This window comes from Acidimicrobiales bacterium (assembly GCA_016716005.1).
Classification (GTDB): domain Bacteria; phylum Actinomycetota; class Acidimicrobiia; order Acidimicrobiales; family JADJXE01; genus JADJXE01.
Genome location: JADJXE010000001.1, coordinates 1,284,316 through 1,309,205, shown reverse-complemented (window position 1 = coordinate 1,309,205; position 24,890 = coordinate 1,284,316). Strand labels below are relative to the sequence as shown.

At 73.5% G+C, this 24,890-nt stretch carries 26 protein-coding genes; 15 read left to right on the top strand and 11 right to left on the bottom strand.

The genetic code is table 11. The features are described 5' to 3' along the window. Nucleotides 1-11 precede the first annotated feature (11 nt). Complete coding sequence (locus IPM45_06390) at nt 12-1,580, top strand: phosphoglycerate dehydrogenase (GenBank protein MBK9179193.1); 1,569 nt, start codon at nt 12-14, stop codon at nt 1,578-1,580. A gap of 7 nt (nt 1,581-1,587) precedes the next feature. On the opposite strand, the gene IPM45_06385 is transcribed toward IPM45_06390, so the two are convergent. From IPM45_06385 to IPM45_06375, 3 genes are read right to left on the bottom strand one after another with little or no spacing between them, the layout of a single operon-like run. After that, complete coding sequence (locus IPM45_06385; protein ID MBK9179192.1) at nt 1,588-1,779, bottom strand: ferredoxin; 192 nt, start codon at nt 1,777-1,779, stop codon at nt 1,588-1,590. A gap of 37 nt (nt 1,780-1,816) precedes the next feature. After that, nucleotides 1,817-2,170, bottom strand: a complete 354-nt coding sequence (locus IPM45_06380; GenBank protein ID MBK9179191.1) for a hypothetical protein — start codon at nt 2,168-2,170, stop codon at nt 1,817-1,819. Nucleotides 2,171-2,184: 14 nt separating this feature from the next. Then, nucleotides 2,185-2,721, bottom strand: a complete 537-nt coding sequence (locus IPM45_06375; GenBank protein ID MBK9179190.1) for a DinB family protein — start codon at nt 2,719-2,721, stop codon at nt 2,185-2,187. Between the two features lie 218 nt (nt 2,722-2,939). Here IPM45_06375 and IPM45_06370 point away from each other — a divergent pair, with 218 nt between their 5' ends. Further along, nucleotides 2,940-4,526 (top strand): 2-isopropylmalate synthase, encoded by a 1,587-nt coding sequence (locus IPM45_06370; protein ID MBK9179189.1) that lies wholly within the window; start codon nt 2,940-2,942, stop codon nt 4,524-4,526. An 11-nt stretch (nt 4,527-4,537) separates the two neighbouring features. On the opposite strand, the gene leuD is transcribed toward IPM45_06370, so the two are convergent. Both leuD and leuC read right to left on the bottom strand, forming a co-directional pair. Continuing rightward, the gene (gene leuD, locus IPM45_06365; protein ID MBK9179188.1) at nt 4,538-5,155 is read right to left on the bottom strand and encodes a 3-isopropylmalate dehydratase small subunit; all 618 of its coding nucleotides are present in this window, start codon (nt 5,153-5,155) and stop codon (nt 4,538-4,540) included. Continuing rightward, nucleotides 5,152-6,570, bottom strand: a complete 1,419-nt coding sequence (gene leuC, locus IPM45_06360; GenBank protein ID MBK9179187.1) for a 3-isopropylmalate dehydratase large subunit — start codon at nt 6,568-6,570, stop codon at nt 5,152-5,154. The genes leuD and leuC overlap by 4 nt, the downstream gene beginning before the upstream one ends. An 83-nt stretch (nt 6,571-6,653) precedes the next feature. Between leuC and IPM45_06355 the strand changes: the two genes are divergently transcribed. Then, nucleotides 6,654-7,307 carry an IclR family transcriptional regulator gene (locus IPM45_06355; protein MBK9179186.1) on the top strand — a complete coding sequence of 218 codons (654 nt, stop codon included), beginning with the start codon at nt 6,654-6,656 and terminating at the stop codon, nt 7,305-7,307. Between the two features lie 4 nt (nt 7,308-7,311). On the opposite strand, the gene glgP is transcribed toward IPM45_06355, so the two are convergent. Beyond that, complete coding sequence (gene glgP / locus IPM45_06350) at nt 7,312-9,483, bottom strand: alpha-glucan family phosphorylase (protein MBK9179185.1); 2,172 nt, start codon at nt 9,481-9,483, stop codon at nt 7,312-7,314. Nucleotides 9,484-9,697: 214 nt separating this feature from the next. On the opposite strand from glgP, the gene IPM45_06345 reads away from it, so the two are divergent. Genes IPM45_06345 through IPM45_06335 form a run of 3 tightly spaced genes read left to right on the top strand, consistent with a single transcriptional unit; the run spans nt 9,698 to nt 11,911 of the window. Beyond that, nucleotides 9,698-10,312 carry a hypothetical protein gene (locus IPM45_06345; GenBank protein ID MBK9179184.1) on the top strand — a complete coding sequence of 205 codons (615 nt, stop codon included), beginning with the start codon at nt 9,698-9,700 and terminating at the stop codon, nt 10,310-10,312. 13 nt (nt 10,313-10,325) lie between these two features. After that, a complete protein-coding gene (locus IPM45_06340) occupies nt 10,326-10,934 on the top strand; it encodes a signal peptidase I (protein ID MBK9179183.1) in 609 nt (202 codons plus the stop codon). A gap of 5 nt (nt 10,935-10,939) precedes the next feature. Next, entirely contained in the window at nt 10,940-11,911 is a 972-nt protein-coding gene (locus IPM45_06335) for a hypothetical protein (protein MBK9179182.1), read from the top strand. Here IPM45_06335 and IPM45_06330 read toward each other — a convergent pair. Continuing rightward, nucleotides 11,908-12,789: an alpha/beta hydrolase gene (locus IPM45_06330; GenBank protein MBK9179181.1), complete on the bottom strand. Its 882-nt coding sequence runs from the start codon at nt 12,787-12,789 to the stop codon at nt 11,908-11,910. The genes IPM45_06335 and IPM45_06330 overlap by 4 nt on opposite strands. A gap of 15 nt (nt 12,790-12,804) precedes the next feature. After that, nucleotides 12,805-13,287 (bottom strand): transcription elongation factor GreA, encoded by a 483-nt coding sequence (locus IPM45_06325; GenBank protein ID MBK9179180.1) that lies wholly within the window; start codon nt 13,285-13,287, stop codon nt 12,805-12,807. Between IPM45_06325 and IPM45_06320 the strand changes: the two genes are divergently transcribed. Genes IPM45_06320 through IPM45_06290 form a run of 7 tightly spaced genes read left to right on the top strand, consistent with a single transcriptional unit; the run spans nt 13,178 to nt 20,247 of the window. Beyond that, entirely contained in the window at nt 13,178-14,461 is a 1,284-nt protein-coding gene (locus IPM45_06320) for a 3-isopropylmalate dehydrogenase (protein MBK9179179.1), read from the top strand. The two genes, IPM45_06325 and IPM45_06320, sit on opposite strands and share 110 nt — an antisense overlap. 13 nt (nt 14,462-14,474) lie before the next feature. After that, nucleotides 14,475-15,395 (top strand): branched-chain amino acid transaminase, encoded by a 921-nt coding sequence (locus IPM45_06315; protein MBK9179178.1) that lies wholly within the window; start codon nt 14,475-14,477, stop codon nt 15,393-15,395. Continuing rightward, nucleotides 15,382-17,022 (top strand): citramalate synthase, encoded by a 1,641-nt coding sequence (locus tag IPM45_06310; GenBank protein ID MBK9179177.1) that lies wholly within the window; start codon nt 15,382-15,384, stop codon nt 17,020-17,022. Before IPM45_06315 ends, IPM45_06310 begins: the two co-directional genes overlap by 14 nt. Before the next feature lie 4 nt (nt 17,023-17,026). After that, nucleotides 17,027-17,548: a hypothetical protein gene (locus IPM45_06305; protein ID MBK9179176.1), complete on the top strand. Its 522-nt coding sequence runs from the start codon at nt 17,027-17,029 to the stop codon at nt 17,546-17,548. A gap of 13 nt (nt 17,549-17,561) precedes the next feature. Further along, complete coding sequence (locus IPM45_06300; protein MBK9179175.1) at nt 17,562-18,149, top strand: TIGR03086 family protein; 588 nt, start codon at nt 17,562-17,564, stop codon at nt 18,147-18,149. 43 nt (nt 18,150-18,192) lie between these two features. Further along, nucleotides 18,193-19,059 (top strand): alpha/beta hydrolase, encoded by an 867-nt coding sequence (locus tag IPM45_06295; GenBank protein MBK9179174.1) that lies wholly within the window; start codon nt 18,193-18,195, stop codon nt 19,057-19,059. Between the two features lie 48 nt (nt 19,060-19,107). Beyond that, a complete protein-coding gene (locus IPM45_06290; GenBank protein MBK9179173.1) occupies nt 19,108-20,247 on the top strand; it encodes an acyl-CoA dehydrogenase family protein in 1,140 nt (379 codons plus the stop codon). Between the two features lie 3 nt (nt 20,248-20,250). On the opposite strand, the gene IPM45_06285 is transcribed toward IPM45_06290, so the two are convergent. Beyond that, nucleotides 20,251-21,441 carry an ABC transporter permease gene (locus IPM45_06285; protein ID MBK9179172.1) on the bottom strand — a complete coding sequence of 397 codons (1,191 nt, stop codon included), beginning with the start codon at nt 21,439-21,441 and terminating at the stop codon, nt 20,251-20,253. Beyond that, on the bottom strand, nt 21,438-22,343 hold the full coding sequence (locus IPM45_06280) for an ATP-binding cassette domain-containing protein (GenBank protein MBK9179171.1): 906 nt from the start codon (nt 22,341-22,343) through the stop codon (nt 21,438-21,440). The genes IPM45_06285 and IPM45_06280 overlap by 4 nt, the downstream gene beginning before the upstream one ends. A gap of 157 nt (nt 22,344-22,500) precedes the next feature. On the opposite strand from IPM45_06280, the gene IPM45_06275 reads away from it, so the two are divergent. After that, a complete protein-coding gene (locus IPM45_06275) occupies nt 22,501-23,214 on the top strand; it encodes a nitroreductase family protein (protein MBK9179170.1) in 714 nt (237 codons plus the stop codon). 20 nt (nt 23,215-23,234) lie between these two features. Beyond that, complete coding sequence (locus IPM45_06270; protein ID MBK9179169.1) at nt 23,235-24,002, top strand: nucleotidyltransferase domain-containing protein; 768 nt, start codon at nt 23,235-23,237, stop codon at nt 24,000-24,002. 8 nt (nt 24,003-24,010) lie between these two features. Here IPM45_06270 and IPM45_06265 read toward each other — a convergent pair whose 3' ends face one another. Then, complete coding sequence (locus IPM45_06265; protein MBK9179168.1) at nt 24,011-24,886, bottom strand: SMP-30/gluconolactonase/LRE family protein; 876 nt, start codon at nt 24,884-24,886, stop codon at nt 24,011-24,013. Nucleotides 24,887-24,890: the final 4 nt, after the last annotated feature.

Sequence of the window (24,890 nt, the reverse complement as noted above, 5' to 3'; positions counted from 1 at the left end):
ACCATGAGCCCATGGCCCGCATCCTGGTCACCGAAGAGATCGCCGAGCGGGGCCTCGACCTGCTGCGGGCCGCCGGCCACGAGGTCGACGTCCGCCTCGGCTGCTCGCCCGAGGACCTGCTGGGCGCGGTGGTCGGCGCCCACGCGCTGATCATCCGCTCGGCCACCAAGGTCACCGCGCCCGTGCTCGCAGCGGGCCGCGACCTGGTGGTGGTCGGCCGCGCCGGCATCGGCCTCGACAACGTCGACGTGGCCGAGGCCACGGCCCGGGGCGTGATGGTGGTGAACGCTCCCCAGTCCAACGTGCTCTCGGCCGCCGAGCACACCATCGCCCTGCTCCTCGCCCAGGCTCGCAACATCCCGCAGGCGCACAGCGCCCTCAAGGCAGGCCGGTGGGAGCGGTCGCGCTGGCAGGGCGTCGAGCTCAACGACAAGACCCTCGGGATCGTCGGCCTCGGCCGGGTGGGCAAGCTGGTCGCCCAGCGGGCCCTGGCGTTCGGCATGCGCCTCGTGGCCTACGACCCGTTCGTGTCGGCGGAGCGCGCCCGCCAGATGAGCGTGGAGCTGCTCCCGCTCGACCGCGTGATCGCCGAGGCCGACTTCCTCACCGTCCACCTGCCCAAGACGCCCGAGACGGTGGGGCTCATCGGCCGGGCCGCGCTCGCGGGCGCCCGGCCGTCGCTGCGCATCGTGAACACCGCGCGGGGTGGGATCGTGGACGAGGCCGCGCTGGCCGAGGCCGTGCGAGAGGGCCGCATCGCCGGGGCCGCCCTCGACGTGTTCAGCGAGGAGCCGTGCACGTCGTCGCCCCTGTTCGAGCTCGACAGCGTGGTCGTCACCCCGCACCTCGGGGCCAGCACCCGAGAGGCCCAGGACAAGGCCGGCGACACGATCGCCGAGCAGGTCCAGCTGGCCCTGGCCGGCGACTTCGTGCCGTTCGCGGTCAACGTCAGCGCGGCCGAGGCGTCGGAGACGGTCCGCCCGTTCCTGCCCCTGGCCGAACGCCTCGGGGGGATCTACGCGTCGCTGCTCGAGGGTGTGCCCGACGTTCTCGAGGTGGAGTACCAGGGCCAGCTGGCCGACTACGACACCCGCATCCTCACGCTGTCGGTGCTCAAGGGCCTGTTCGGCCGGGTGAGCGACGAGCCCGTCACCTACGTGAACGCGCCGCAGCTCGCCAAGGAGAAGGGCGTCGACGTGCGCGACACCAAGACCTCGGCGGCGCGCGACTGGGTGAACCTGATCACCCTGCGGGGCGGCGGCCACGCGCTGGCCGGCACGCTGGTGGGCCTCCGGTCCGATCCTCGCCTCGTGATGGTGGACGACCACACCGTCGACGTGCCCCCGGCGCGCCACATGCTGGTGGTGCGCAACGACGATCGGCCCGGGATGATCGGCCTGGTGGGCACGACGCTGGGCGAGGGCGGCATCAACATCGCCGACATGGACGTCGGCCAGACCGCCGAGGGGGTGTCGGCGATCATGGTGCTCGCCACCGACCAGCCGGTGCCGGCCGAGGTGGTCGAGCGCCTGCGGGCGTCGGCGGGGATCGTGTCGGCCCAGGCCCTCAACGGGGTCTGAGCCCGGCTCAGCCCTCGATCGTGATGGCAGCCGTGGGGCAGAGCTCGGCCGCCTCGGTCACCTTGGCCCGCAGCTCCTCGGGCGGCTCCTCCTGGAGGACGTAGAGGTAGCCGTCGCTGCGGACCTCGAACACCTCGGGGCAGACCTGCGTGCACGAACCCGTGCTCGCGCACACGTTGAAGTCGACGACCACTCGCATCGGTCCGGTCCTCCTGTGGTTGGCGGGTGGTGCTGCGCTACCGCTTCGCCGGTCGCAGGCCGTCGGCCTCGGCCGCCTCGGCGGAGGCATAGCACCGGTCGGGCCGGGTGCGCTCGTAGTTGAGCATCCCCGGGAGGTGGTAGATGCCGCTGGCGAGCTTGGCCTTCACCGGGTGGGTGGCCGGGCAGGTGCCCTCGGTCGGCTCGACCCACGGGTCGTCGCCGGCGGGTGCCGGGGACGGCACGACCTCCAGCGGGGGCCACGGCGCCTCGGTGGGCTGGGGTGGACGGGGACGCAGGAGCCGCCGCGCCGCCTCGGCCAGCCCGGCGAGCAGCACGAGGACCAGCAGGAGACGTAGCAGCCGGGCACGCGGCTCCTGGTGCTCGCTCATCGGCGCCACCGTAGTCAGCCGGTGGCGGCCCGCTCGGCATCGGCGCGGTGGTGGGCCGACTCGTGCAGGGCGAAGCGCGCCAGGCCGGCGACGGTGAACGGCTCGGAGCCCCGGCGGCGGGCCGTTCGGCCCCAGCCCGACCGGGGGACGGCGTCGAGGGCCCCGGCCAGGCGCTCGGCCCGCTCGGCCAGCTCGGCGACCACCGCGGCCGGGTCCTGGTCGTCGTAGCGCTCCTCGTCGACCGCGGCCTCGTGGTCCCACCAGCCCAGGTCGGGGTCGTCCTCGGCGAGGCTGCGGGCCACCCGGTCGGCGAACACCGCGAGCACGTCACGGACGTGGCACGTGTACTCGAGGGCCGACCACGTGGCCTCGTCCGGGTGGCGGCGGAGGTCGGCCCCGGATGCCAGCAGGCCGCCGACCAGCCGCGCCCACCGGCGGCCCTCGTCGCGGGCTGCCGGGGCCAGCTCGTCCACGGCCAGCGCGCTGGCGTCGAAGCCGCACTCGGGGCAGGCCCGGTGCTGCACCACCGACCAGTCGCGCGTCTCGGCCACGGCCCGATCCTGGCAGATGCCTTGACGAGGCGCGCCCCGGCTGCGAGTCTGGTCGACGTGCGCCGCACCCTGATCGTCGCCGGCCTCCTCCTCACGTAGGGCGAGCACCCCAGTCGGTGCTCGCCGCCACCTCCTGTGCCTCCGGGCCAGGGGGTTTTTTCTTGCCCCAGCAGCCCTCCCGACCCCACGACCACCCTGATCCAGAAAGGCCAGCCAGCATGAGCACCACCGATCCCGGCCGCGTGATCATCTTCGACACCACGCTGCGCGACGGCGAGCAGTCGCCGGGCATCTCGCTCGACGTGGGCGAGAAGCTGGAGATCGCCGAGCAGTTGGCGCGCCTCGGCGTCGACGTGATCGAGGCCGGCTTCCCCATCGCCAGCCAGGGCGACTTCGAGGCGGTGGAGGCCGTCGCCCGGCTGTTCGCCGTCGGCGGGCCCGACGTGCCGACGGTCTGCGGGCTCTCGCGCACCGGCTTCGCCGACGTGGATCGCTGCTGGGAGGCGATCCAGCACGCCGCCCGCACGCGGATCCACGTGTTCATCGCCACCAGCGAGATCCACATGGCCAACAAGCTGAAGATGACGCCCGAGCAGGTGAAGGAGGCCGCCGCCCAGGGCGTCGCCCGGGCCCGGTCCTACACCGACGACGTCGAGTTCAGCCCGGAGGACGCGTCCCGCTCCGACTTCGACTTCATGTGCGAGGTGCTGCAGGTGGCGGTCGACAACGGGGCGACCACCCTCAACATCCCCGACACGGTCGGGTTCGCCCTCCCCGCCGAGTACGCCGAGCGCTTCCGGCGCATCCGGGCCACGGTGCGGGGCGACTACGTGCTGTCGACGCACTGCCACGACGACCTGGGGCTGGCCGTGGCCAACTCGCTGGCCGCCGTGGACGCGGGCGCTCGCCAGGTGGAGTGCACCGTGAACGGCATCGGGGAGCGGGCCGGCAACGCGGCCATGGAGGAGGTGGTGATGGCCCTGCGGACGCGGCCCGAGGCCTTCGCGCTGCCCGGGGGCGGCGCCCTCGACACCCGCGTGCGCAGCCGGGAGCTGGCCCGGGCCAGCCGCCTGGTGAGCCGCCTCACCGGCTACCCCGTGCAGTTCAACAAGGCCGTCGTGGGCCGCAACGCCTTCGCCCACGAGTCCGGCATCCACCAGCACGGCGTGCTGGAGGAGCGGACCACCTACGAGATCATGGATCCGGAGGCCGTCGGGCAGGGCGAGAGCAAGATCGTGCTGGGCAAGCACTCGGGCCGCCACGCCTTCGCCGACACCCTCGAGCGGATGGGCCTGCGGGTGCAGGGCGACGCGCTCAACGCCGCGTTCGCCCGCTTCAAGGAGCTGGCCGACCGCAAGGTCCAGATCACCGACGCCGACCTCGAGGCCATCGTGGCCGAGGAGCTCGGCCAGACCGTGGGCCGGGCCTTCGAGCTGTCGTCGCTCGAGGTGCGGGGCGGCACCATCGGCACGCCCAGCGCCACCGTGGTGCTGCTGCGCGGTGGCGAGAAGGTGGAGGCCACGTCGGAGGGCGACGGCATGATCGACGCCGCCTGCAAGGCGATCAAGGCCGCCACCGGCCTGTACCCGCTGCTCACCGACTTCAACGTGAGCTCGGTCACCGGTGGTGTGGACGCCCTGGGCGACGTGGTCATCCAGGTGGCGCACGAGGGCCTGAAGGTGTCCGGCCGGGGGGTCTCGACCGACGTGGTCGAGGCCTCGGCCCGGGCGTTCCTCTCGGCCGTCAACCGCCTGATCCGGGTGCGCGAGCGCGGCGGGGCCGAGCGGGTGCGCGACGGCGTCTGAGAGGTCGAGGTCTACCCGGCCTGACCGGAGCGGGGCGCGGCCAGGCTCGGGAGCCAGGCCGGCCGGGCTGCTTCGTGGGCGGCGATGGCGTCGCCGTGGCGCAGCGAGATGTCGATGTCGTCGAGGCCGTGGAGGAAGCGCTCCCGGGTGGCCGGATCCATCGGGAAGGCGGTCTCCAGCCCGATGGCCGGCACCGAGAGCACCAGGCGCTCCACGTCGATGAACAGCTCGAGGTCGGGGTCGGCCTCGACGGCCCGGTGGAGGGTGTCGGACACCTCGGGCTCGACCTGCACCGGCACGAGCCCGTTCTTGTGGGCGTTGTTGCGGAAGATGTCGGCGAAGCGCGACGAGATCACCGCCTCGAAGCCGTAGTCGACGATCGCCCACACGGCGTGCTCGCGGGACGACCCGGTCCCGAAGTTCGGACCGGCCAGCAGGATCGTGGCGCCACCGAACTCCGGCCGGTTGAGGACGAACTCGGGGTCGTCGCGCCACTCCGAGAACAGGCCGCGGCCGAAGCCGGTGCGCTCGACCCGCTTCAGCCAGTCGCTCGGGATGATCTGGTCGGTGTCGACGTCGGATCGCCCGAGGGGGACGGCCCGGCCCTGGACCACGCGCACTGCCTTCATGACGGTCCTCCTCGGTCCAGGTCGGCCGGGGTGGCGAACCCCCCGGCCACGGCGGTGGCCGCGGCCACCGCCGGCGACACCAGGTGGGTGCGGCCGCCCCGGCCCTGGCGGCCCTCGAAGTTCCGGTTCGAGGTCGAGGCGGCCCGCTCGCCCGGCTCGAGCTTGTCGGGGTTCATGGCCAGGCACATCGAGCAGCCCGGCTCCCGCCAGTCGAAGCCGGCCGCGGTGAAGACGTGGTGCAGGCCCTCGGCCTCGGCCTGGGCCTTCACGGCGTGCGAGCCGGGGACCACCATGGCCCGCTTCACGGTGACAGCGCGGCCCTCGACGACCTGGGCCGCGGCCCGCAGGTCTTCGATGCGCGAGTTGGTGCACGACCCGATGAACACGGTGTCGACCGGGATGCCGCGCAGCGGGGTGCCCGCCTCGAGGCCCATGTAGGCGAGGGCCCGCGCCGCCGACTCACGCGCCGCGGGGTCGTCGAAGGCGTCGGGGTCGGGCACCGACGCGCCGATGGGCGCGACCTGGGAGGGGTTCGTGCCCCACGACACGTGCGGCTCGATGCCGGCCGCGTCGAGCAGCACCTCGCGGTCGAACGCCGCGCCCTCGTCGGTGCGCAGGCTCCGCCAGTCGTCGAGGGCCCGCTCCCAGGCCGCACCGGTGGGGGCGTGGCGGCGGCCCTCGAGGTAGGCGAAGGTGGTGTCGTCCGGGGCGACCATGCCGGCCCGGGCACCCGCCTCGATCGACATGTTGCACACGGTCATGCGGCCCTCCATGGAGAGGTTCCGGATGGCCGAGCCGCGGTACTCGACGACGTGCCCGATGCCGCCGCCGGTGCCGATCCGGCCGATCACGGCCAGGATGAGGTCCTTGGCCGTGGCTCCCGCGGGCAGGTCGCCCTCCACCGTGACCGCCATCCACGCCGGGCGGTGCTGGGGGAGGGTCTGGGTGGCCAGCACGTGCTCCACCTCGCTGGTGCCGATGCCGAAGGCCAGCGCCCCGAACGCCCCGTGGGTCGACGTGTGGCTGTCGCCGCACACGATGGTCATGCCCGGCTGGGTGAGGCCCTGCTCGGGGCCGATCACGTGGACGATGCCCTGGCCGGGGGAGCCCATGGGGTGCAGGGTGATGCCGAACTCGGCGCAGTTGCGCCGGAGCACCTCGATCTGCGTGCGCGAGATCGGGTCGGCGATGGGCTGGTCGATGTCGGCCGTGGGGACGTTGTGATCCTCGGTGGCGACGGTGAGGTCGGGCCGGCGCACGGTCCGGCCGGCCAGCCGGAGGCCGTCGAACGCCTGCGGTGAGGTCACCTCGTGCACCAGGTGCAGGTCGATGTACAGCAGCTCCGGCTCGCCCGGCGCGGCGTGCACCACGTGGCGCTGCCAGACCTTGGCGGCCAACGTCGTCGGGTCGCTCATGTTCCGCTCCCGTCGCCCACCCGCCGGGAGCCGCCGTCCTGGCGTCCCGAATAGTGAGACAGTAGTCTTGCTTCGTGGAACACATCCTAAGCGGTGTGGGTGTGCTCGACAAGGCCGCCCGCGTCCTCGGGGCCCTCGAGGAGCACCCCCGGGCCCTGGCCGAGCTCGTCGCGGCCACCGGCCTGTCGCGCGCCACCGCGCACCGGCTGGCCACGGCGCTCGAGGACCACGGCCTGGTGCGTCGGGACCCCGACGGGCGGTTCGCCCTGGGCCTGCGGCTGGTGGCGCTGGGTCGGGCCGCGGCCGAGGCGCTCCCGCTGCGAGAAGCCGCCCGACCGGCGCTGGAGGCCCTGCGCGACGCGACCGGTGAGAGCGTGCAGCTCTACGTCCGCGAGGGCGCCCGCCGGGTGTGCATCGAGTCGCTTGAGTCACCCCACGGGCTGCGGACCATCGTGCCGCTGGGCGCGGCCCTGCCCCTCGACCGGGGCTCGGCCGGCCGGGTGCTGGCGGCCGAGCCGGCCACGCTCCGGCGGGGCTGGGCCGAGAGCGTGGAGGAGCGCGAGCCGGGCGTGGCCTCGGTGAGCGCACCGGTGCTCGACCGCGACGGGCTGGTGCGGGCCGCGGTGAGCGTGTCGGGCCCCATCCCACGCACGAGCCGCCAACCTGCCCGGCGTTACGCCGCCGCGGTGGTCGACGCGGCGCGGCGCGTGGAGCGCGAGGCCCTGCTCCGCCCCTGAGCGATCAGGACTTCGGTGCGGCCGCGGCGGCGTAGACGTCCACGTAGTCGCGCAGCATCCGGGCGGCGCTGAACCGGGGGGCCAGGGTGGTCAGCGACGCCTTCACCATCCGCACCCACCGCACGGGCACGCCCCGGTCGTCGCGCTCGTTGAACATCGGGATCACCTGGTGCTGCAGGATGTCGAAGAGCATCTGGCCGTGCCGGGCGTCCTGCTCGGCGTGGTCGGGGCTCTCGTCGCCGTCGATGGCCCAGCCGTTGGCGACGCCGTCGACCTCGCCGTAGGCCTCCGCCCACCAGCCGTCGAGCACCGACAGCTGCAGCCCGCCGTTCATGACCGACTTCATCCCGCTGGTGCCGCTGGCCTCCATGGGGGGGCGGGGCAGGTTCAGCCAGACGTCGCAGCCGGCGACCAGCTGGGCCGCCTCGGCCATCCCGTAGTCCTCGACGAAGGCGACCCGCTCGGCCACGTGCGGCGCGTTCTTGAGCCGGAACAGCGTCTGCATGAGGCGCTTGGCCTCGTCGTCGGAGGGGTGGGCCTTGCCGGCGATGATGAGCTGCATCGGCTGCTCCCCGTCGATGAGCTGCAGGGCGCGCACGGGGTCGCTGCCCACCAGGTGGAGGCGCTTGTACGACGCCAGCCGGCGGGCGAAGCCGACCACGATGTCGTCGGTGCTGAACGCCTGCAGGGAGGCCTCGGCGTAGTCGAGGGGCTCGCCCCGGGCCAGCCGGTCGGTGATGGCGCGGTCGCGGACGTACTCGAGCAGGGCCCGCCGGTGCTCGCACCGCACGTGCCACACCTCGGCGTCGGGGATGCGCATCACCGGGGCCCACGTCGCCGGGTCGTCGGCGGCCCCCTCCCACCCCTCGCCGAGGTGCTCGTCGAGCAGGTCGCGCATGGGCCCGGCCATCCAGGTGAGGTGGTGGACGCCGTTGGTGATGTGCCCGATCGGGACCTCGTCGACCCCGAGCCCCGGGTACAGCGGCCGCCACATGCGCCTGGCGACCTCGCCGTGGCGGCGGCTCACACCGTTCGACGCACCGGCCACGCGGAGGCCGAGGGACGTGAGGCCCGAGGGCTCCGTCGGCTGGTCGGCATGGAGGCGGCCGAGGGCGAGGAGGGTCTCCATGTCGGTGTGGAGGTGGGGAGGCAGGGCGAACAGCGCCCGGGCGACCTCCTCTCCCTCGTACATCTCGTTCCCCGCCGCCACCGGCGTGTGGGTCGTGAACACGGTCTGGTGCCGGGCCGTCGCCAGCGCCTCCTCGAACGGCACCCCGTCGGCGGTGGCCGGCGCCACCAGCTCGAGGGGGGCCAGCGCAGCGTGGCCCTCGTTGAGGTGGACGACGGAGGGCTCGATGCCCATGGCCCGGAGGGCCCGCACCCCGCCCAGGCCGAGCACCGCGTACTGGGCCAGGCGCAGCTGGCGGTCGCCCACGTAGAGCCGCGAGCAGATCCAGCGGTCGATGCGCTCGTTGTCGGACCGCTCGGTGTCGAGCAGGTAGAGGGGGACCCGGCCCACTTCGACCCGCCAGATCTGGATGGTGATCGAGCGGCCCCACACCTGAACCGTCACCGTGAGGGGCTCGCCGTCGTCGCCGGTGACCAGGGCGATGGGCAGCCGCTCGGGGTCGTTCTCGATCCAGTACTCGTGCTGGTAGCCGGACGGGTCGAGGCGCTGGCGGAAGTAGCCCTGGCGGTAGAAGAGCCCGACGCCCACCAGGGGGAGCCCCAGGTCGGACGCAGCCTTCACCAGGTCGCCGGCCAGCACGCCCAGGCCTCCCGAGTAGATGGGGAGCGACGCGTGCACGGCGTACTCGGCGCAGAAGAAGGCCACGGGCCGCTCGGCGGGGATGCCGACGTCGGCCAGGGGCGCGGCCAGCTCGGTGCTGAGGCGCTGCTCGGCGACCATGGTCCGCCGCACGGCCGCCGTGTCGGCCGCCATCCGCTCGAGGTGGGAGAAGGGCACCTCCTGCAGGAGCCGGACCGGGTTGGCGCCGCACAGCTCCCAGCGGTGCGGATCGATCGAGGCGAACAGCTCGTCGCCGCCCTTCCACCAGGTCCAGCGGTAGTTGTAGGCGAGGCGGGCGAGGGGAGCGAGGGCCGTCGGCACGCGGGCGGCGAGCAGGTCGGCGGCCCGGTTGAGGTCGAGGGCACCGGGACGGGTCGGGGAGATCACGGGGGCTCCGGGGGTTCGCACGGTTGGTCGCCGGTCGACCGGTGGGCCGGCCGCTCTGCGCTGGGGACCGTAGCCGGGGAGCCGACGGTGTGCCACGAACTCGCCCGGCGGTCCCGAAACGGGTCGAACGGCCCACGGTGGCGGCCTCAAGTCGCGGCGGCGAGGCGCCGACGAGAGGGTGGCAGTCCAGTTCAGGCAGACGAAAGCAGGTGGCATGGAAACCGCTCCCCCCTCCAACCGAACGGGCCGGCGTCGTGGTCGGCGACGGGCCGGCCGGGGATCGCTCGTCCGGTTGCTGGCCGTGGTCGCGGCCGTGGTGATCGGCGCCGTGGCGATCTTCAGCAGATCGCAGGCCGCGTTCACGGCGACGACGGAGAACAACGGCAACAGCTTCTCGGCCGGCACGGTGGCGCTCGTCGACGACGACAGCGCGAACGTCATGTTCAACGCGTCGAACCTGAAGCCCGGCGACACGCTGACGAAGTGCATCACGGTCACGTACCAGGGCTCGATCACCCCGTCGGTGGTGAAGCTCTACGGCACCAGCGCCGGCACCGGCCTGGCGCAGTACCTGAACACCACCGTCGAGGTCGGCACCGGCGGCTCGTTCGCCAGCTGCACGGGCTTCTCGGCCTCGTCCACCGTCTACTCGGGCACGCTGGCGGGCTTCTCCTCGGCCCACACCAACTACGTCAACGGCGCCACCGGCTTCACCGCCGCCGCCACCAACGACGCCCGCACCTTCCGCTTCACCGTCGCGCTGGCCGACAACAACCTGGCCCAGGGCCTGAACGCCACCGCGGTGTTCACCTGGGAAGCCCAGAGCTGACCGGTCCGGTGACGTGATCCCCTCCACGGCACACGACGGCACCCGGCCCCGACCGACTCGCTCGGTCGGGGCCGAGGTCCGCTTCTACGCCGGTCTGGTGGCGCTGATCGGGCTGCTGACGGGGGTCGTGCTGGCCGTCGCGGCCCTGGTGCCGGCGGTCGTGCTGGGCTGGAGCCCGACGGTCATCACGTCGACGTCGATGGAGCCGGCGCTGCGCGTCGGCGACGTGGTGCTGGTCGACCCGGCCCGGGCAGACCGCCTCCGGCCGGGCCAGGTGATCACCTTCCGCGCCCCCGAGAGCGGGGCGCTGCGCACCCACCGGGTGGTCGAGGTGCGCGGCCAGGAGGTGATCACCAAGGGCGACGCCAACGGGACGCAGGACCAGGTGCCGGTCGCCCTCGTCGACGTGGTCGGCCGGGCGGTGGCCGTGGTGCCCTTCGCGGGCGCCCCCATGACCCTGGCATCGGAGCGGCGCTGGTCGGCGCTGGCCCTGGTGGCCGCAGCGGCGGCCCTGTGCGCCTGGCTGGCCCGCTACGCCCTGCTGCCCGAGCACCATCCCTGGGAGGTGCGGGCCCGCCGCGAGGCGCGTGCGCTGGCCCTGGGGGTCGTGCCCCCGCGGTGAGCCGGATGCGGCGCCGACTGCGACGAGCCCTGGCCGCGGCCGGCGCCGCCGCCGCGATCCTGGCCGGGCCGCTCGTCGGCTCGGCCCTCGCCGCGTTCACCTCGGCGACGGGCGCCAGCGGCACCTTCAGCGCCGCCTCCGACTTCGCCCCGCCCTCGGTCACGGCGGCCGTGATCCAGAAGACGGCCGGCGGCCTCGGGGGCGCGATCGGCCAGGGTCGCACGTACCGGGTGTACGCCAACGTGGTCGACGCCGGGAACCCCCCGACCGGCATCGCCACGGTGCGGGCCGACGTGAGCGCCGTCACCCCCGGCCAGACCGCCGTGGTCATGACCGCCGGCTCGTACACCGTGGCCGGCGTCTCGTACAACTACGCCAGCGGCACCCTGACGGCCGGCAACCCGCTGGCGGAGGGCACGCGCACGTACTCGGTCACGGCGATCGACGTGGCCGCCAACGCGTCGACCACCCTGGGCTTCGTGGTGTTGGTGGACAACACCCGCCCGGTCGGCGTGTCGGCCGCGACCACCAACGCCGGGACGGCCGGCCTCGTGGAGCAGGGCGACACGCTCACCCTCACCTTCTCGGAGCCGCTCGACCCGTCCACGATCCTGTCGGGGTGGAACGGCTCGGCCACCAACGTGGTGGTCCGGGTGACCGCAGCGAATCGGTCTCTCGTGACCGTGCGCAACGCCAGCTCGAGCGCCCAGCTCCCGCTGGGCACGTGGGACCTGCGCAACCGCTACGTCAGCGGCACCGCCGCCAACTTCGGGTCCGCCGGCGTGCCCTCGGTGATGACCATGAGCGGCTCGCAGGTGACCATCGTGCTGGGCGCCCGAACCTCCGGGACGCCGCAGGTGGGGCAGAGCACCACCCAGACCCGCTGGACCACGGTGACGACGCCCACCGACCCGGCCGGCAACAGCGTGCTGGCCACGACCGTGCTCGGCCCCGCCCCGCCGACACAGGCGTTCTAGGTGCCCCGGGACCCCACCGGCACCCGCTCCAGCACCGACTCGACGGCCTCGACCAGGGTGGGGACGAACAGGCCGGGCTGCATCACGCACACGTCGTGGTCGCCGGCCACCTCGAACACCGCCGCGCCGGGGATCGACTCGGCCAGGCGCTGCTGGCGCCGCGGTGGCACGACGCGGTCGCCGGTGGTGATCACCACGGCGGCCGGCGCGTCGAGGCCGCCGATCCACTCCCGGGACGAGAATCGGCCGATGGCCCGCCCGGCCTCGAGGATCTTGGTCCAGTCGTTGTGGTGGACCTCGTCGAGGGCCCAGGCCCCGAACCCGCGCTCGGGCTTGCGGCTGAGGAGCCGGCTCGCCATCCGCCGCTGGGCGGCCGCCGGCGTGAGCCGGCTGGCCCAGGCCATGGTGCCCAGACCCGCGAACCACACCCGCTCCTCGGTGGTGGCCGCGAAGCTCCGGGCGGTGGCGCACAGCACCACGCCCTGAACGTGGTGGGGGTGGCGGTGCCACACGAGCTGGGCGATGGGCCCCCCCATCGAGTAGCCCACGGCCACGAACCGCTCGATCCCGAGCACGTTGGCCAGGGCGGCGACGTCGTCGGCGCAGTCCTCGAGGCGGAACGGCCGGCGCGAGCGGATGCCCCGGCCGTGGCCGCGGTGGTCGAGCGCGAGCACCCGGTAGCGGCGGGCGAGGGGGAAGTACGAGGGGAACCAGTTGAGGTCGGCGCTGGCCGTCCAGCCGTGGAGGAGCACCACGACGGGCGCGCCGGGAGGGCCGGGGAGCTCGCGCACGAAGGTGGTGCCGCGCCCGGGGAGCTCGACGCGCCGGCCCGGCGGCAGGGGCGGTGCGAGGGGCCGTGCGGTGGCGTCCGCGGTCATCGGGCCGGACCCCGCTCAGCCCTCGACGTCGACGATCTCGACCTTGAGGGCGCCGTTGGGCGCCTCGAACTCCACGACGTCGCCGGTGCTGCGGTCGAGCAGGGCCCGACCCAGCGGGGAGCCGGGGGAGACCACGTCGAGGTCGTCGTGGCGCTCCTCGACCGAACCGACGAGGTAGCGCTCGGTCTCGTCGTCGGCGTCGCCCTCGTAGCGCACGACGACCACCGACCCGACCCGCACGGTCTCGGAGCCTCCGGCCTCGACGATGACGGCATCGCGCAGCAGGGCCTCGAGGTGGCGGATCCGGCCCTCCATCATGCCCTGCTGCTCCTTGGCGGCCTGGTAGTCACCGTTCTCGGACAGGTCGCCGAGCTCGCGTGCCCGCTCGATGTGGCGGGCGATCTCGACCCGGCCGCGGGTGGTCAGGTCGTGGAGCTCGGCCTGCAGCCGGTCGTGCGCGGTCGCGGACAGGTGGTGCACGTGCGGGGCATCGCTCACGGTGCCAGGCTACCGGGCTGCTCGGCGCGGGTTGACTGCCCGACGGCCCCGCGGGACACTGGACGGCGATGTCCGCTCTCTGGCCCACCGCCGGCAGCATCATCGTCATTCCGTAGCGCACGCCCGAACCCGGCGTGCGCTCGAAGCCGTCCCCTCGGGGACGGCTTCTCATTTCTGGGACCGAACAGGGGAGCTGGTGGCACATCGCATCGCGGTGATCGGAGGGGACGGGATCGGCCCCGAGGTCGTGGCCGTGGCCCTCGACGTCGCGCGCGCCGCGGGCGTCGAGCTCGACACGGTGGACGTCGACCTCGGGGGCGCCCGCTACCTCCGCACCGGCGAGGTGCTGCCCGACTCCGTGCTCGACGAGCTGCGCGGGTTCGACGCCATCTTCCTGGGGGCCGTCGGCACGCCCGAGGTGCCACCGGGCGTGCTGGAGCGAGGGCTGCTCCTGAAGATGCGCTTCGAGCTCGACCTGTACGTCAACCTGCGCCCGTTCCTCCTGCCGCCTTCGGTCGACTTCGCGGTGGTGCGCGAGAACACCGAGGGCAGCTACGCCGGCGAGGGGGGGTTCCTCCGCCGCGGCACGCCACACGAGATCGCCACCCAGGGCTCGGTGAACACGCGCATGGGCGTCGAGCGCTGCGTGCGGTTCGCGTTCGAGCTGGCCGCCGGCCGGCCCCGCCGGCACCTCACCCTGGTGCACAAGACCAACGTGCTCACCTTCGCCGGCGACCTGTGGCAGCGCGCCTTCGACGAGGTGGGAGCCCAGTTCCCGGCCGTCACCACCGCGTACAACCACGTCGACGCGGCGTGCATCCACCTGGTCCAGGACCCCGCTCGGTACGACGTGATCGTCACCGACAACCTGTTCGGCGACATCCTCACGGACCTCGGCGGCGCCGTGTCGGGGGGGATCGGGCTGGCGGCCTCGGCCAACCTCAACCCTGCTCGCACCGGCCCCTCGATGTTCGAACCGGTCCACGGCTCGGCCCCCGACATCGTGGGCACGGGCCGGGCCGATCCACGAGCCGCCATCCTGTCGGCAGCCATGATGCTCGAGTTCCTCGGTGAAGCCGAGGCCGCGGGCCGGATCCGTGCCGCCGTCGGCGCCGTGGCCGGGCAGGGGGGCACCACCACCGAGATCGGCGACCGCGTCGCCGCTGGGCTCTAGGGGAGGACACGAGATGCCGATCGAGGCGACGCAGAAGATCTGGATGGACGGCGGGCTCGTCGACTGGGCCGACGCCCGGGTGCACGTGCTCACGCACACGCTCCACTACGGCAGCGGCGTGTTCGAGGGCATCCGCGCCTACGCGACCGACCGGGGCCCGGCCGTGTTCCGCCTCACCGACCACATCCAGCGCCTCCACGACTCGGCCAAGGTCATCCACATCGACATCCCCTGGTCGGTCGAGGAGCTGGTCGAGGCGGTCAAGGAGACGATCCGGGTCAACCAGGTCGAGTCCTGCTACATCCGGCCGATCGCCTTCCTCGGCTACGGCGAGATGGGCCTCAACCCGCTCCCGTGCAAGGTCGAGACCGCCATCGCGGTGTGGCCCTGGGGCACGTACCTCGGCGAGGAGGGCCTGCGCCACGGCGTGCGCATGAAGGTGAGCTCGTGGCAGCGCCACGACCCCAACGCCATGCCCCCCGCGGCCAAGGTCACCGGCAACTACGTGAACTCGTCGATGGCCAAGGTGGAGGCGCTGCGGGCCGGGTACGACGAGGCGATCCTCCTCAACCCGCAGGGCTACGTGTCGGAGTGCACCGGCGAGAACCTGTTCGTGGTGAAGAAGGGCCGGATCATCACCCCACCGGTGAGCGCCGGCGCCCTCGAGGGCATCACCCGTGACAGCGTGATGGTGATCGCGCGCGACCACGGCTACGAGCTGGTCGAGGACAACCTGCTCCGCACCGACCTGTACCTGGCCGACGAGGCCTTCCTCTCCGGGACGGCCGCCGAGGTGGTCCCGATCCGGGCGGTCGACGACCGCGAGATCGGCGACCCCGGCCCCATCACCCGCCACATCCAGGAGACGTACTTCGCGGCCGTTCGGGGCACCGTCGACCGCTACAAGGAGTGGCTCGAACATGTCGACGACTGACGGCACCGCCGGCGTCGTGCTGGCCGAGCGCTCCGCGCTCCAGCCCGACGCCGTGGAGATCTTCGACACCACCCTGCGCGACGGGAGCCAGCTCGAAGGCATCTCGCTCACCGTCGACGACAAGCTGCGCATCGCCGAGCAGCTCGACCAGCTCGGCGTGCACTACATCGAGGGGGGCTGGCCGGGCGCCAACCCCAAGGACGAGGAGTTCTTCCGGCGGGCCCCGGCCGAGCTCGACCTCAGGGCGAGCACGCTGGTGGCCTTCGGCTCGACCCGCCGGGTGAAGGGCAAGGTCGACGACGACGAGACCCTGGCCCACCTGGTGAAGGCCAACGTGTCGGCCGTCTGCATCGTGGGCAAGTGCTGGGACTACCACGTCACCGAGGCCCTCCGGACCACGCTCGACGAGGGCGTGGCCATGGTCGCCGACTCCGTCGAGTTCCTCCGGGCCGCGGGCCTCGAGGTGCTGTTCGACGCGGAGCACTTCTTCGACGGCTACAAGCGCAACCCGGAGTTCAGCCTTCGGGTGCTGGAGGCGGCGGCCCAGCGGGGTGCCGGCACCCTGGTGCTCTGCGACACCAACGGCGGGTCGCTCCCGCACGAGGTGGAGCACATCGTGGGCGGGATCGTCCGGCACTTCGGCGATGACGTCAAGGTCGGCGTGCACCTGCACGACGACACCGGCTGCGGCGTGGCCAACGCCCTGGCCGGTGTGCGTGGCGGTGCCCGCCACGTGCAGGGGACCATCAACGGGTACGGCGAGCGCACCGGCAACTGCAACCTGTCGACGATCATCCCGAACCTCACCCTGAAGATGGGCGTCCGCACCCTGCCCGACGACCGGCTGCAGCTGCTCACCCCCGTCAGCCACCACATCGCCGAGCTGGTGAACATCTCGCCGAACCCGCAGGCGCCCTACGTGGGGGCGTCGGCCTTCGCCCACAAGGCCGGGCTCCACGTGTCGGCCATCGCCCGCCGCCGCGATGCCTACGAGCACGTGTCCCCCGACACCGTCGGCAACGGCACCCGCTTCGTGGTCTCCGAGCTGGCGGGCCGCTCCACCCTCCAGCTGAAGGCGGCCGAGCTCGGCCTCGAGCTGGGCGGCAAGGAGCTCGGCCAGGTGGTCGAGTCGCTGAAGCACCTGGAGCACGAGGGCTACCACTTCGAGGCCGCCGACGGCTCGCTCGAGCTCCTCATGCGCCGGGCCGGCGGCTGGGAGCAGGACTGGTTCTCGGTGGAGTCGTTCCGGGTGATCACCGACGAGCTGGCCGAGGAGGGCTTCACCACCGAGGCCACCGTGAAGGTGCACGTGGGCGGCGAGCGGGTCATCCGCACCGCCGAGGGCAACGGCCCGGTCAACGCCCTCGACGCGGCCCTGCGGATGGCGATCGAGAGCCGCTACCCGCAGCTCGGCCGGGTGCACCTGACCGACTTCAAGGTGCGCGTCCTCGACACGTCGAAGGGCACCGGCGCGGTGACCCGGGTGCTCATCGACTCCACCGACGGGGTGCGCACCTGGACCACCATCGGCGTCTCGGAGAACATCATCGAGGCGTCGTGGCGAGCCCTGCTCGACTCGATCCTGTACGGCCTCCTGCACGCCGACGACCCTGTCACGGAGCGTTGACCCCATGGCTGCCCCCGAGTACGTCCCCGTCCCTCCCGCGGTCAAGCCCCGCGCCTACGAGTCGCCCGACCACGTCCCCGAGGAGTGGACGGCCGACCGCCCCGCCGACCTCGAGGCCGGCCAGCCCACCGGCCCGCTCCTCGGCAGCCAGGGCCCCGACCAGGGCTATGCCCTGCGGCTCGTCCACCGCTTCGACGACCGCCTGCGGCTGCAGGCCGGCGAGCACGGCGACGACGTGGTGGCCGGCGGGGTGGGGGTCGCCCTCAAGCGGGCGTCGCTGTTCGGGCGGGCGCCCGTGATCCACGACCTCGACGTCGCCTTCACCGTGTGGGGCTACCTCGACGAGGAGCCGGACCCGGAGCTGGTGGCGCTGCGCCGCCGTCTGTTCGAAGGGGTGGCCAGCTTCCACCACTACTGGGAGCTCCGCGAGCTGGTCGACCGGGTGCCCGACGAGGTCCTTCGGCTCACCCCCGAGGCTCTCCGCCAGCGCCGGGCCACGGGCTGGCGCCCCCTCGTGGGCGAGTAGGCGCGCCGTGGCCGTGCCCGCCGCCGAGCCCTCCGCCGAGCTGGCCGCCCGGCACCGGCGCGCCGCGGCGGCCTTCACCGCCCTGGTGCACGGCGTCGCCCCCGATCGGTGGCACGAGCCCACGCCCTGCACGGCCTGGGACGTGCGGGCGCTGGTGTCGCACAACCACGGCGAGAACCTCTGGGTGCCGGCCATCGTGGGCGGGGCCACCATGGCCGACGTCGGCGACCGCTTCGACGGCGACCTGCTCGGCGACGACCCGGCCGTGGCGTTCGCCCCGGCGGCCGAGGCCGCGTGCGAGGCGTTCGAGGAGCCGGGTGCGCTGGAGCGCACGGTGCACCTCTCCATGGGCGACGTGCCCGGCGCCGACTACGCCTGGCAGCGCCTCGCCGACCTGGTCGTGCACGCGTGGGACCTGGCCCGGGCCGTGGGTGCCGACGAGCGCCTCGATCCCGGGCTGGTCGACGCGGTGCTCGGCTGGGCCGAGCCCTACGCCGCGCTGTTGGCCCAGATGCCCCAGTACTTCGCGCCGCCGGTGGCGTCGCCTCCGGGGGCCGATCCGCAGACCCGGCTGCTCCACCTCTTCGGCCGGCGTCCCTGAGCCGGTCGGCCCCACGTCCGGGTCGGGGCGTAGGGTCGGCCCGATGAGCGACCTCGAGCACCTGGAGATCACCGTCGGCGGCCTCACCTTCGACGCTCTCGTCGCCGGGCCCGACGACGGCGAGCTGGTGCTGCTGCTGCACGGGTTCCCGCAGACGTCGTGGTCGTGGCGCCACCAGCTCCCCGTGCTGGGCGCGGCCGGGTACCGGGCGGTGGCGCCCGACCAGCGGGGCTACTCGCCGGGGGCCCGCCCGGCCGAGGTGGAGGCCTACCGGTCGCTGAGCCTGGTCGGCGACGTGCTCGCCCTGGCCGATGCCCTGGGCGCGGCGCGCTTCCACCTGGTGGGTCACGACTGGGGCGCGGCGGTTGCCTGGCAGGTGGCCGGCCGGCACCCGGAGCGGCTGCGGACCCTCACGATCCTGTCGGTGCCGCACCCGTTGGCGTTCGGCCGGGCGCTGGCCGGCGAGGGGGGCGCCGACCAGGCCGGCCGCTCGGCCTACATCGACTTCTTCCGCTCGGCCGACGCCGCCGCCTTCCTCGTGGCCGACGGGGCTGCCGGCCTGAAGCAGCTGTTCCTCGCCACCGGGCTGCCCGAGGACCAGGTCGTCGAGTACGTGCGGGCTCTGGGTACGCAGGAGGCCATGCAGGCCGCCCTGAACTGGTACCGGGCCGCCGACCTCACCCTGGTGGAGGGGCTCGGGCCCATCACGACGCCCACGATGTTCTGCTGGAGCACCGACGATCCGGCCCTCGGTCGCGAGGCGGCCGAGTGGACCGCCGAGCACGTCGACGGGCCCTACCGGTTCGAGGTGTTCGAGGGGGTGGGCCACTGGATCGCCGAGCAGGCGCCCGAACTGCTCGACCGGCTCCTGCTCGACCATCTCGGGACGTCGGGAGCGGCCGGGGGCTGAGCGGTCCGGCCCCGCCCCGACCGGCGCGACACTGGCGCCATGCAGCCGATGACCCTGACGCCCGAGCAGAGAGAGTTCCGGCGGGTGATGCGCCGGTTCGCCGAGGACCGCATCGCGCCGCTCGCCGCGGAGATCGACCGCACCGGCGAGTACTCGTGGGATGCCTTCAAGGCCTGCGTCGAGATGGAGATCCCCGCGCTGAGCCTCCCCGAGGAGTACGGCGGCACCGGTGCCGACTCGATCACCCACGCCATCGCCATCGAGGAGCTGGCGCGCGTGTGCGGGTTCACCAGCCTCACCATGATGATCACCGACCTGGCGTCGATGCCGATCCGCAACTGGGGCAGCGACGAGGTGAAGGCCCGCTACCTGCCCCGCCTGGCATCGGGCGAGAGCCAGGGCAGCTACTGCCTGTCCGAGGCCGACGCGGGCTCCGACGTGGCGGCCATGACCACGCGGGCGGTGCGCGACGGCGACCACTACGTGCTCACCGGCACCAAGTACTGGATCACCAACGCCGGCATCAGCGACGTGTACGTGGTGTTCGCCAAGACCGATCCGGCGGCCGGGCACCGGGGCATCTCCGCCTTCGTGGTCGAGGCCGAGTGGGGCGTGCGGGTCGCCAAGCTCGAGAAGAAGATGGGGATGAAGGGCAGCCCCACCGGGGAGATCGTGCTGGACGAGGTGCGCGTGCCCGTGGGCAACCGGCTCGGCGAGGAGGGCCAGGGCTTCGTCGTCGCCATGCACACCCTCGACCGGTCGCGTCCGGGGATCGGCGCGCAGGCGGTCGGCCTCGGGCAGGGGGCGCTCGACTTCGCCACCGGCTACATGCGGGAGCGCACGGCGTTCGGCCGGCCCATCGCCGAGCTCCAGGGCCTGCAGTTCATGGTCGCCGACGCGGCCATGCGGCTCGAGGCGGCCCGGAGCCTCGTCTACAAGGCGTGCGCGCTCGTCGACGAGGGTGACCCCGACGGCGACCTCACCGTCGTCGGCGCCATGGCCAAGGCCTTCGCCTCCGATGTGGCCATGCAGGTCACGACCGACGCGGTGCAGCTGCTCGGCGGCTACGGCTACACCCAGGAGTTCCCGGTGGAGCGCATGATGCGCGACGCCAAGATCACCCAGATCTACGAGGGCACCAACCAGGTCCAGCGGGTGGTGATCGCCAAGCGGTTGCTCACGGGCTGACCGCTACGGGGTCCTGGCCAGGCGGAGGGCCTCCCGCCAGCCCACCTTGGCGCCGGTGTGCAGGAGCATCGTGGAGTAGATCCGGCCGCCCAGGCGGAGCAGGCCGTACATCGCTACGAGCATGAGCGCGATCGCCAGGAGCGGCTGCCAGAGGGGCACCTCGCCCGAAGCCATGCGCGCCGGCATGAGCAGCGGTGTCAGGGGTGGGATGAGCGAGGTCACCACGGCCAGGGTGCTGCTCGGCTCGGCCGCCACCTGGAACAGCACCAGGTAGGCGGCGACGAACGCGATCGAGATCGGCGCGCTGACGCCCTGGGCGTCCTCCTGGCGGCTCACGAGCGAGCCCGCCACCGCGAACACCGTGGCGTAGAAGGCGAAGCCGAGCACGAACCAGACGAGGACGGTGGGGAGCGACACCAGCACCGAGCCCGGCACCGAGACGCCCGAGACGCGCAGCGCGACCGCGCCGGCGGCAACCATGGCGGCCACCTGCACCAGGGCCACCGCGCCGATGCCGACCACCTTCCCGGCGAGCAGCTGCCACGAGCGCACGTGCGCCAGGAGCACCTCGACGACGGCCGACGACTTCTCCTCGATCACCCCCACCAGGAGGTACCCGCCGTAGATGCTGATGATGAGCGACAGCATGAACGCGGTCGCCCAGCCGGTGACCTGCTTCACCGCGGCGTCGGGGTCGGGGGGGACGAGCGAGCGCTGGTCCAGCGGAGGCGGGTTCAGCAGCTGCGACGCCTCGGAGGGCGACAGGCCGGCCTGCTGGGCCGCTCCCAGCACGTCGACGGTGCGGACGGCGCTGGTGACGATGCCCTGCAGGGTGGCCTCGGGCTCGGCCTTCCACACCAGCTCGGTCGGCGAGAGCACGAGGACGGCGTCGACGCGGCCCGCGTCGAGCGCCTCCTCGGCGGTCGGCAGGCTGTCTGCCGGTTGCAGGTCGACCGTGGCGTCGAAGGCGAGCGCGGCCTGGGCCAGCGCCGCCTCGAGCGTGGCCGGGGCGGCGCCCACGACCCCGAGGTCGTACGTGACCGTGCGGTCGCTGCCGTTGGCCACGCGGCCCAGGAAGCCGGCGCCCAGCACCAGCAGCACGAGCAGCGCGGTGGTGACCTTGAACGCCCGGCTGGGGAGGCGCTGGCGGATCTCGCGGCCGGCCACCAGCCGCACGATCTCCGACGAGCTCACCGCTCCGCCACCGCGTCGCGGAAGACCTCGGAGAGACCTGGGGGGGAGAAGCTGAAGCTGACCACCTGCCCGGCCCGTCCGGCCGCGTCCAGGGCAACCCGGGGGTCGGCATCCCGGGGGACGCGGAGACGGACTCGCCGACCGTGCTCGCGTCCCCCGTCGTCGACCTGCTCGGCCCCGGGGACGCGATCGGCCCAGGGTTCGCGGGCGCCCTCGACGTCCACGTCGAGGTACCGCACCGGCGAGGCGGCCCGGAGCGCGTCGACGTCGCCCGAGAGCACCACGCGGCCCTCGTCGATGATCACGACGTCCTGGCTCACGTCTTCGACCAGGTCGAGCTGGTGGCTCGAGAAGAGGGCGCCGGCGCCGTCGGCCACGCGCTCGCGGAGGATCTGCTGCATGGTGTCGGCGGCGAGGGGGTCGAGGCCGGAGAACGGCTCGTCGAGGATGAGCAGCGTCGGGTCGTGCACGAGCGCCAGCGCCAGCTGCACGCGCTGCTGGTTGCCGCTGGAGAGGCGCTGCACCTCGGTGTCGTGGCGGTCGGCCAGGCCCAGGCGCTCCAACCACCGGTCGGCGGCCTGCCCCGCATCCCGGGGGCCGAGCCCGGCGAGCCGAGCGAAGTAGACCACGTGCTCCCGCACCCGCATCTTGGGGTACATGCCGCGCTCGGCGGGCATGTACCCGAACCGGCGCCGGTCGTCGGCCGTCATCGGGCGGCCCTCCCAGAGGATCTCGCCCTCGTCGAGGGTGATCAGCCCCATCACGGCACGCATGGTGGTGGTCTTGCCCGACCCGTTGGGGCCGAGGAAGCCGACCATCTGGCCGTCGTCCACCGAGAACGACACGCCGTCGAGGGCCACCACGTCGCCGAAGCGCTTGTGGAGCCGCCGGACCTCGAGCACCGGGCCGAGGGTAGTGGGCGGCCCGCCCTGCTCAGCAGGCGGAGCGGCGGACATGAGATCCTCCAGGGGAGCTGAGACCGGTGGGAACAGCACCGATGATCGACGACGTCTGTTCCAAGTCGTACGTGTGTGCCGGCTCCCGTCCGATGGAGGTGCGGTGGATCTCCGAGAGGTGATGAGGACGTCCGGTGCGGCCCGGGAGTTCGCTCCCGACCCCGTGCCCGACGACGTGCTGCACCGGGTCCTCGACCTGGCGCGCTTCGCGCCCAGCGGGGGGAACCGCCAGGGTTGGCGGGTGATCGTGGTGCGCGACCCCGCCGTCCGCCGCCGCCTGCGCGACCTGGCCCGGCTGGGGTGGCGGGAGTACGTGGCGCACCTCGAGGCCGGGGTCGTCCCGTTCGCCCCCACCGAGGGAGGGCGCTGGCCCGGCCCCGCCGTCGACCTCGAGGCGGCGCGCGCCGTCGATCGGCCGGCCAAGTTCGTCGACGACCTCGACGCGGTGCCCGTGCTCCTGGTGGTCACCGTCGAGCTCGGCGCGCTGGCGGTGCTCGACGCCGGGCTCGACCGTCAGAGCATCGTGGGCGGCGGGTCGATCTACCCCTTCGTGCAGAACCTGCTGCTGGCGGCCCGCAACGAGGGCCTGGGAGGGGTGATGACCACGTTCCTCTGCCGCGAGGAGCCGGCCGCCAAGGAGGTGCTGGGCATGCCCGACGGGGTCGCGCTGGCGGCCGTGGTCGCGCTGGGGTGGCCGGTCCGCCAGGTCACCCGCCTGCGTCGCCGGGAGGTCGAGGAGTTCACGAGCGTCGACCGGTACGGCGGCGAACCGTTCCGAGTGACCACCACCGGCGGGTCGGCGGGCAGCCCGCCGTGAGCGACGACTTCCGCGACATCCTGCGGCGCCGTGCCGGCGTCGACGACGAGGGGTTCCTGCGCGACCTGGCGGAGCGGCTGGCCGGGGTGCGGGGCGTGGTGGCGGTGGCCCTGGGGGGTTCGCGTGCGTGGGGCGAGCACCGCCCCGACAGCGACTGGGATCTCGGTATCTACTACCGCGGCCGCCTCGACGTGGAGGGCGTCCGCGGCCTCGGCTTCTCCGGGCAGGTGTTCGCCCCGGGCGACTGGGGGGGCGGGGTGATGAACGGCGGCGCCTGGCTCGACGTGGACGGCCGCCGGGTCGACCTGGTCTACCGCGACCTCGACGACGTGGAGCGCTGGTGGACGGAGGCCCGAGCCGGCCGCTTCGCCATCGAGCGCCTGCCCTTCCACCTGGCGGGCGTGCCGACCTACCTGGTCGTGGGCGAGCTGGCGCGCTGCCGGGTGCTCGCGGGGGCGCTGCCGCGGCCGGACTTCCCCGATCCGCTCCGGCGCACGGCGCACCACGAGTGGCACAGCGCCGCGTTGCTGTCGGTGGGGTTCGCCGAGGCCGCGTTCGCGGCCCAGGGCGATCCCCTCGGGTGCGCCGGCAACCTGGCCCGGGCGGTGATGGAGGAGGCCCATGCCCGGCTGGCGGCCCGGGGCGAGTGGGCCCTGAACGAGAAGCGGATCGTCGCCCAGGCCGGGCTGGCCCACCTGCGCTGGCGCTTCGCCACCCTCGGCGCCGGCCCCGACGAGCTGGGAGCCGCCTGCGCCGAGGTGCGGGCCGCCCTGCTCGACGAGCGCTGAGGCCCGGCTCAGGGGCGTCCGGCGTGCGGGACGGCGGCCCGGGCGGTCTCCACCCTCCCCGTCCGGGCCCTGGCGGCCTCGGCGGCGACGGAGGTGGCCGCGGTGAGCGCGAACAGCGTGGTGCCGTCGTCGCCTCCCAGCATGCAGGCGTAGCAGGGCTGGCTCACCTCGACCCGCTCGGACACCTCGCCGCCCTCGTGCACACGGGCGCACTCGGCCCCGAGCGCGTTGGCCACCCACACCGCGCCCTCGGCGTCGAGGCAGATGCCGTCGGGCGCGATGCCCGGGATGTCGGCCCACACCCGGCGGTCGGAGAGGGAGCCGTCGGCCGCGATGTCGAAGGCGGTCAGCCGCATGGCGATCGTCTCGGCCACGATCAGGGTGGCGCCGTCGGGGGTGATCACCGAGCCGTTGGGGAACTTCATCCCCTCGGCGGCGACGTGGACCGTGCCGTCGGGCTCGACGCGGGCGAGGGCTGCGGTGGGCGGTCCGGGGTCGGCGAGCAGCCCGGGGATGCCGTGCTCGGCCATGAAGGCGTCGAGGTCGAACCCGAAGTTGCCGACGTAGGCCCGCCCGCCGGCGTCGACCACCATGTCGTTGGCGTGGAAGGTGGCGATCGACGACAGGTCGGCGTGCTCCGCCAGGCCGCCGGGGTCGAGCCGGAGCAGCCGCCGATCGAGCATCGACACCAGCAGCAGCCGACCGTCGGGGAGCCACCCGAGGCCTGACGGCTGGCCCGGCGTCTCGACCACGGTCTCGACGGTGCCGGTGGCATCCACGGTCTTGACGGCCCGGTCGTAGAAGTCGCTGAACCACAGGCGGCCGTCGTGCCACCGCGGCCCCTCGCCGAAGTACAGGCCCTCAGCCAGCACGCTGCTCGCCATCTCG

Coding starts and splice junctions, on each gene's coding strand:
- IPM45_06370 (MBK9179189.1), top strand. CDS start 2,940: ATGAGCACCACCGATCCCGGCCGCGTGATCATCTTCGACACCACGCTG.
- leuC (MBK9179187.1), bottom strand. CDS start 6,570: ATGAGCGACCCGACGACGTTGGCCGCCAAGGTCTGGCAGCGCCACGTG.
- IPM45_06345 (MBK9179184.1), top strand. CDS start 9,698: ATGGAAACCGCTCCCCCCTCCAACCGAACGGGCCGGCGTCGTGGTCGG.
- IPM45_06385 (MBK9179192.1), bottom strand. CDS start 1,779: ATGCGAGTGGTCGTCGACTTCAACGTGTGCGCGAGCACGGGTTCGTGC.
- IPM45_06265 (MBK9179168.1), bottom strand. CDS start 24,886: ATGGCGAGCAGCGTGCTGGCTGAGGGCCTGTACTTCGGCGAGGGGCCG.
- IPM45_06310 (MBK9179177.1), top strand. CDS start 15,382: ATGTCGACGACTGACGGCACCGCCGGCGTCGTGCTGGCCGAGCGCTCC.
- IPM45_06295 (MBK9179174.1), top strand. CDS start 18,193: ATGAGCGACCTCGAGCACCTGGAGATCACCGTCGGCGGCCTCACCTTC.
- IPM45_06330 (MBK9179181.1), bottom strand. CDS start 12,789: ATGACCGCGGACGCCACCGCACGGCCCCTCGCACCGCCCCTGCCGCCG.
- leuD (MBK9179188.1), bottom strand. CDS start 5,155: ATGAAGGCAGTGCGCGTGGTCCAGGGCCGGGCCGTCCCCCTCGGGCGA.
- IPM45_06380 (MBK9179191.1), bottom strand. CDS start 2,170: ATGAGCGAGCACCAGGAGCCGCGTGCCCGGCTGCTACGTCTCCTGCTG.
- IPM45_06315 (MBK9179178.1), top strand. CDS start 14,475: ATGCCGATCGAGGCGACGCAGAAGATCTGGATGGACGGCGGGCTCGTC.
- IPM45_06335 (MBK9179182.1), top strand. CDS start 10,940: ATGCGGCGCCGACTGCGACGAGCCCTGGCCGCGGCCGGCGCCGCCGCC.
- IPM45_06390 (MBK9179193.1), top strand. CDS start 12: ATGGCCCGCATCCTGGTCACCGAAGAGATCGCCGAGCGGGGCCTCGAC.
- IPM45_06290 (MBK9179173.1), top strand. CDS start 19,108: ATGACCCTGACGCCCGAGCAGAGAGAGTTCCGGCGGGTGATGCGCCGG.
- IPM45_06320 (MBK9179179.1), top strand. CDS start 13,178: ATGTGGCGGGCGATCTCGACCCGGCCGCGGGTGGTCAGGTCGTGGAGC.
- IPM45_06305 (MBK9179176.1), top strand. CDS start 17,027: ATGGCTGCCCCCGAGTACGTCCCCGTCCCTCCCGCGGTCAAGCCCCGC.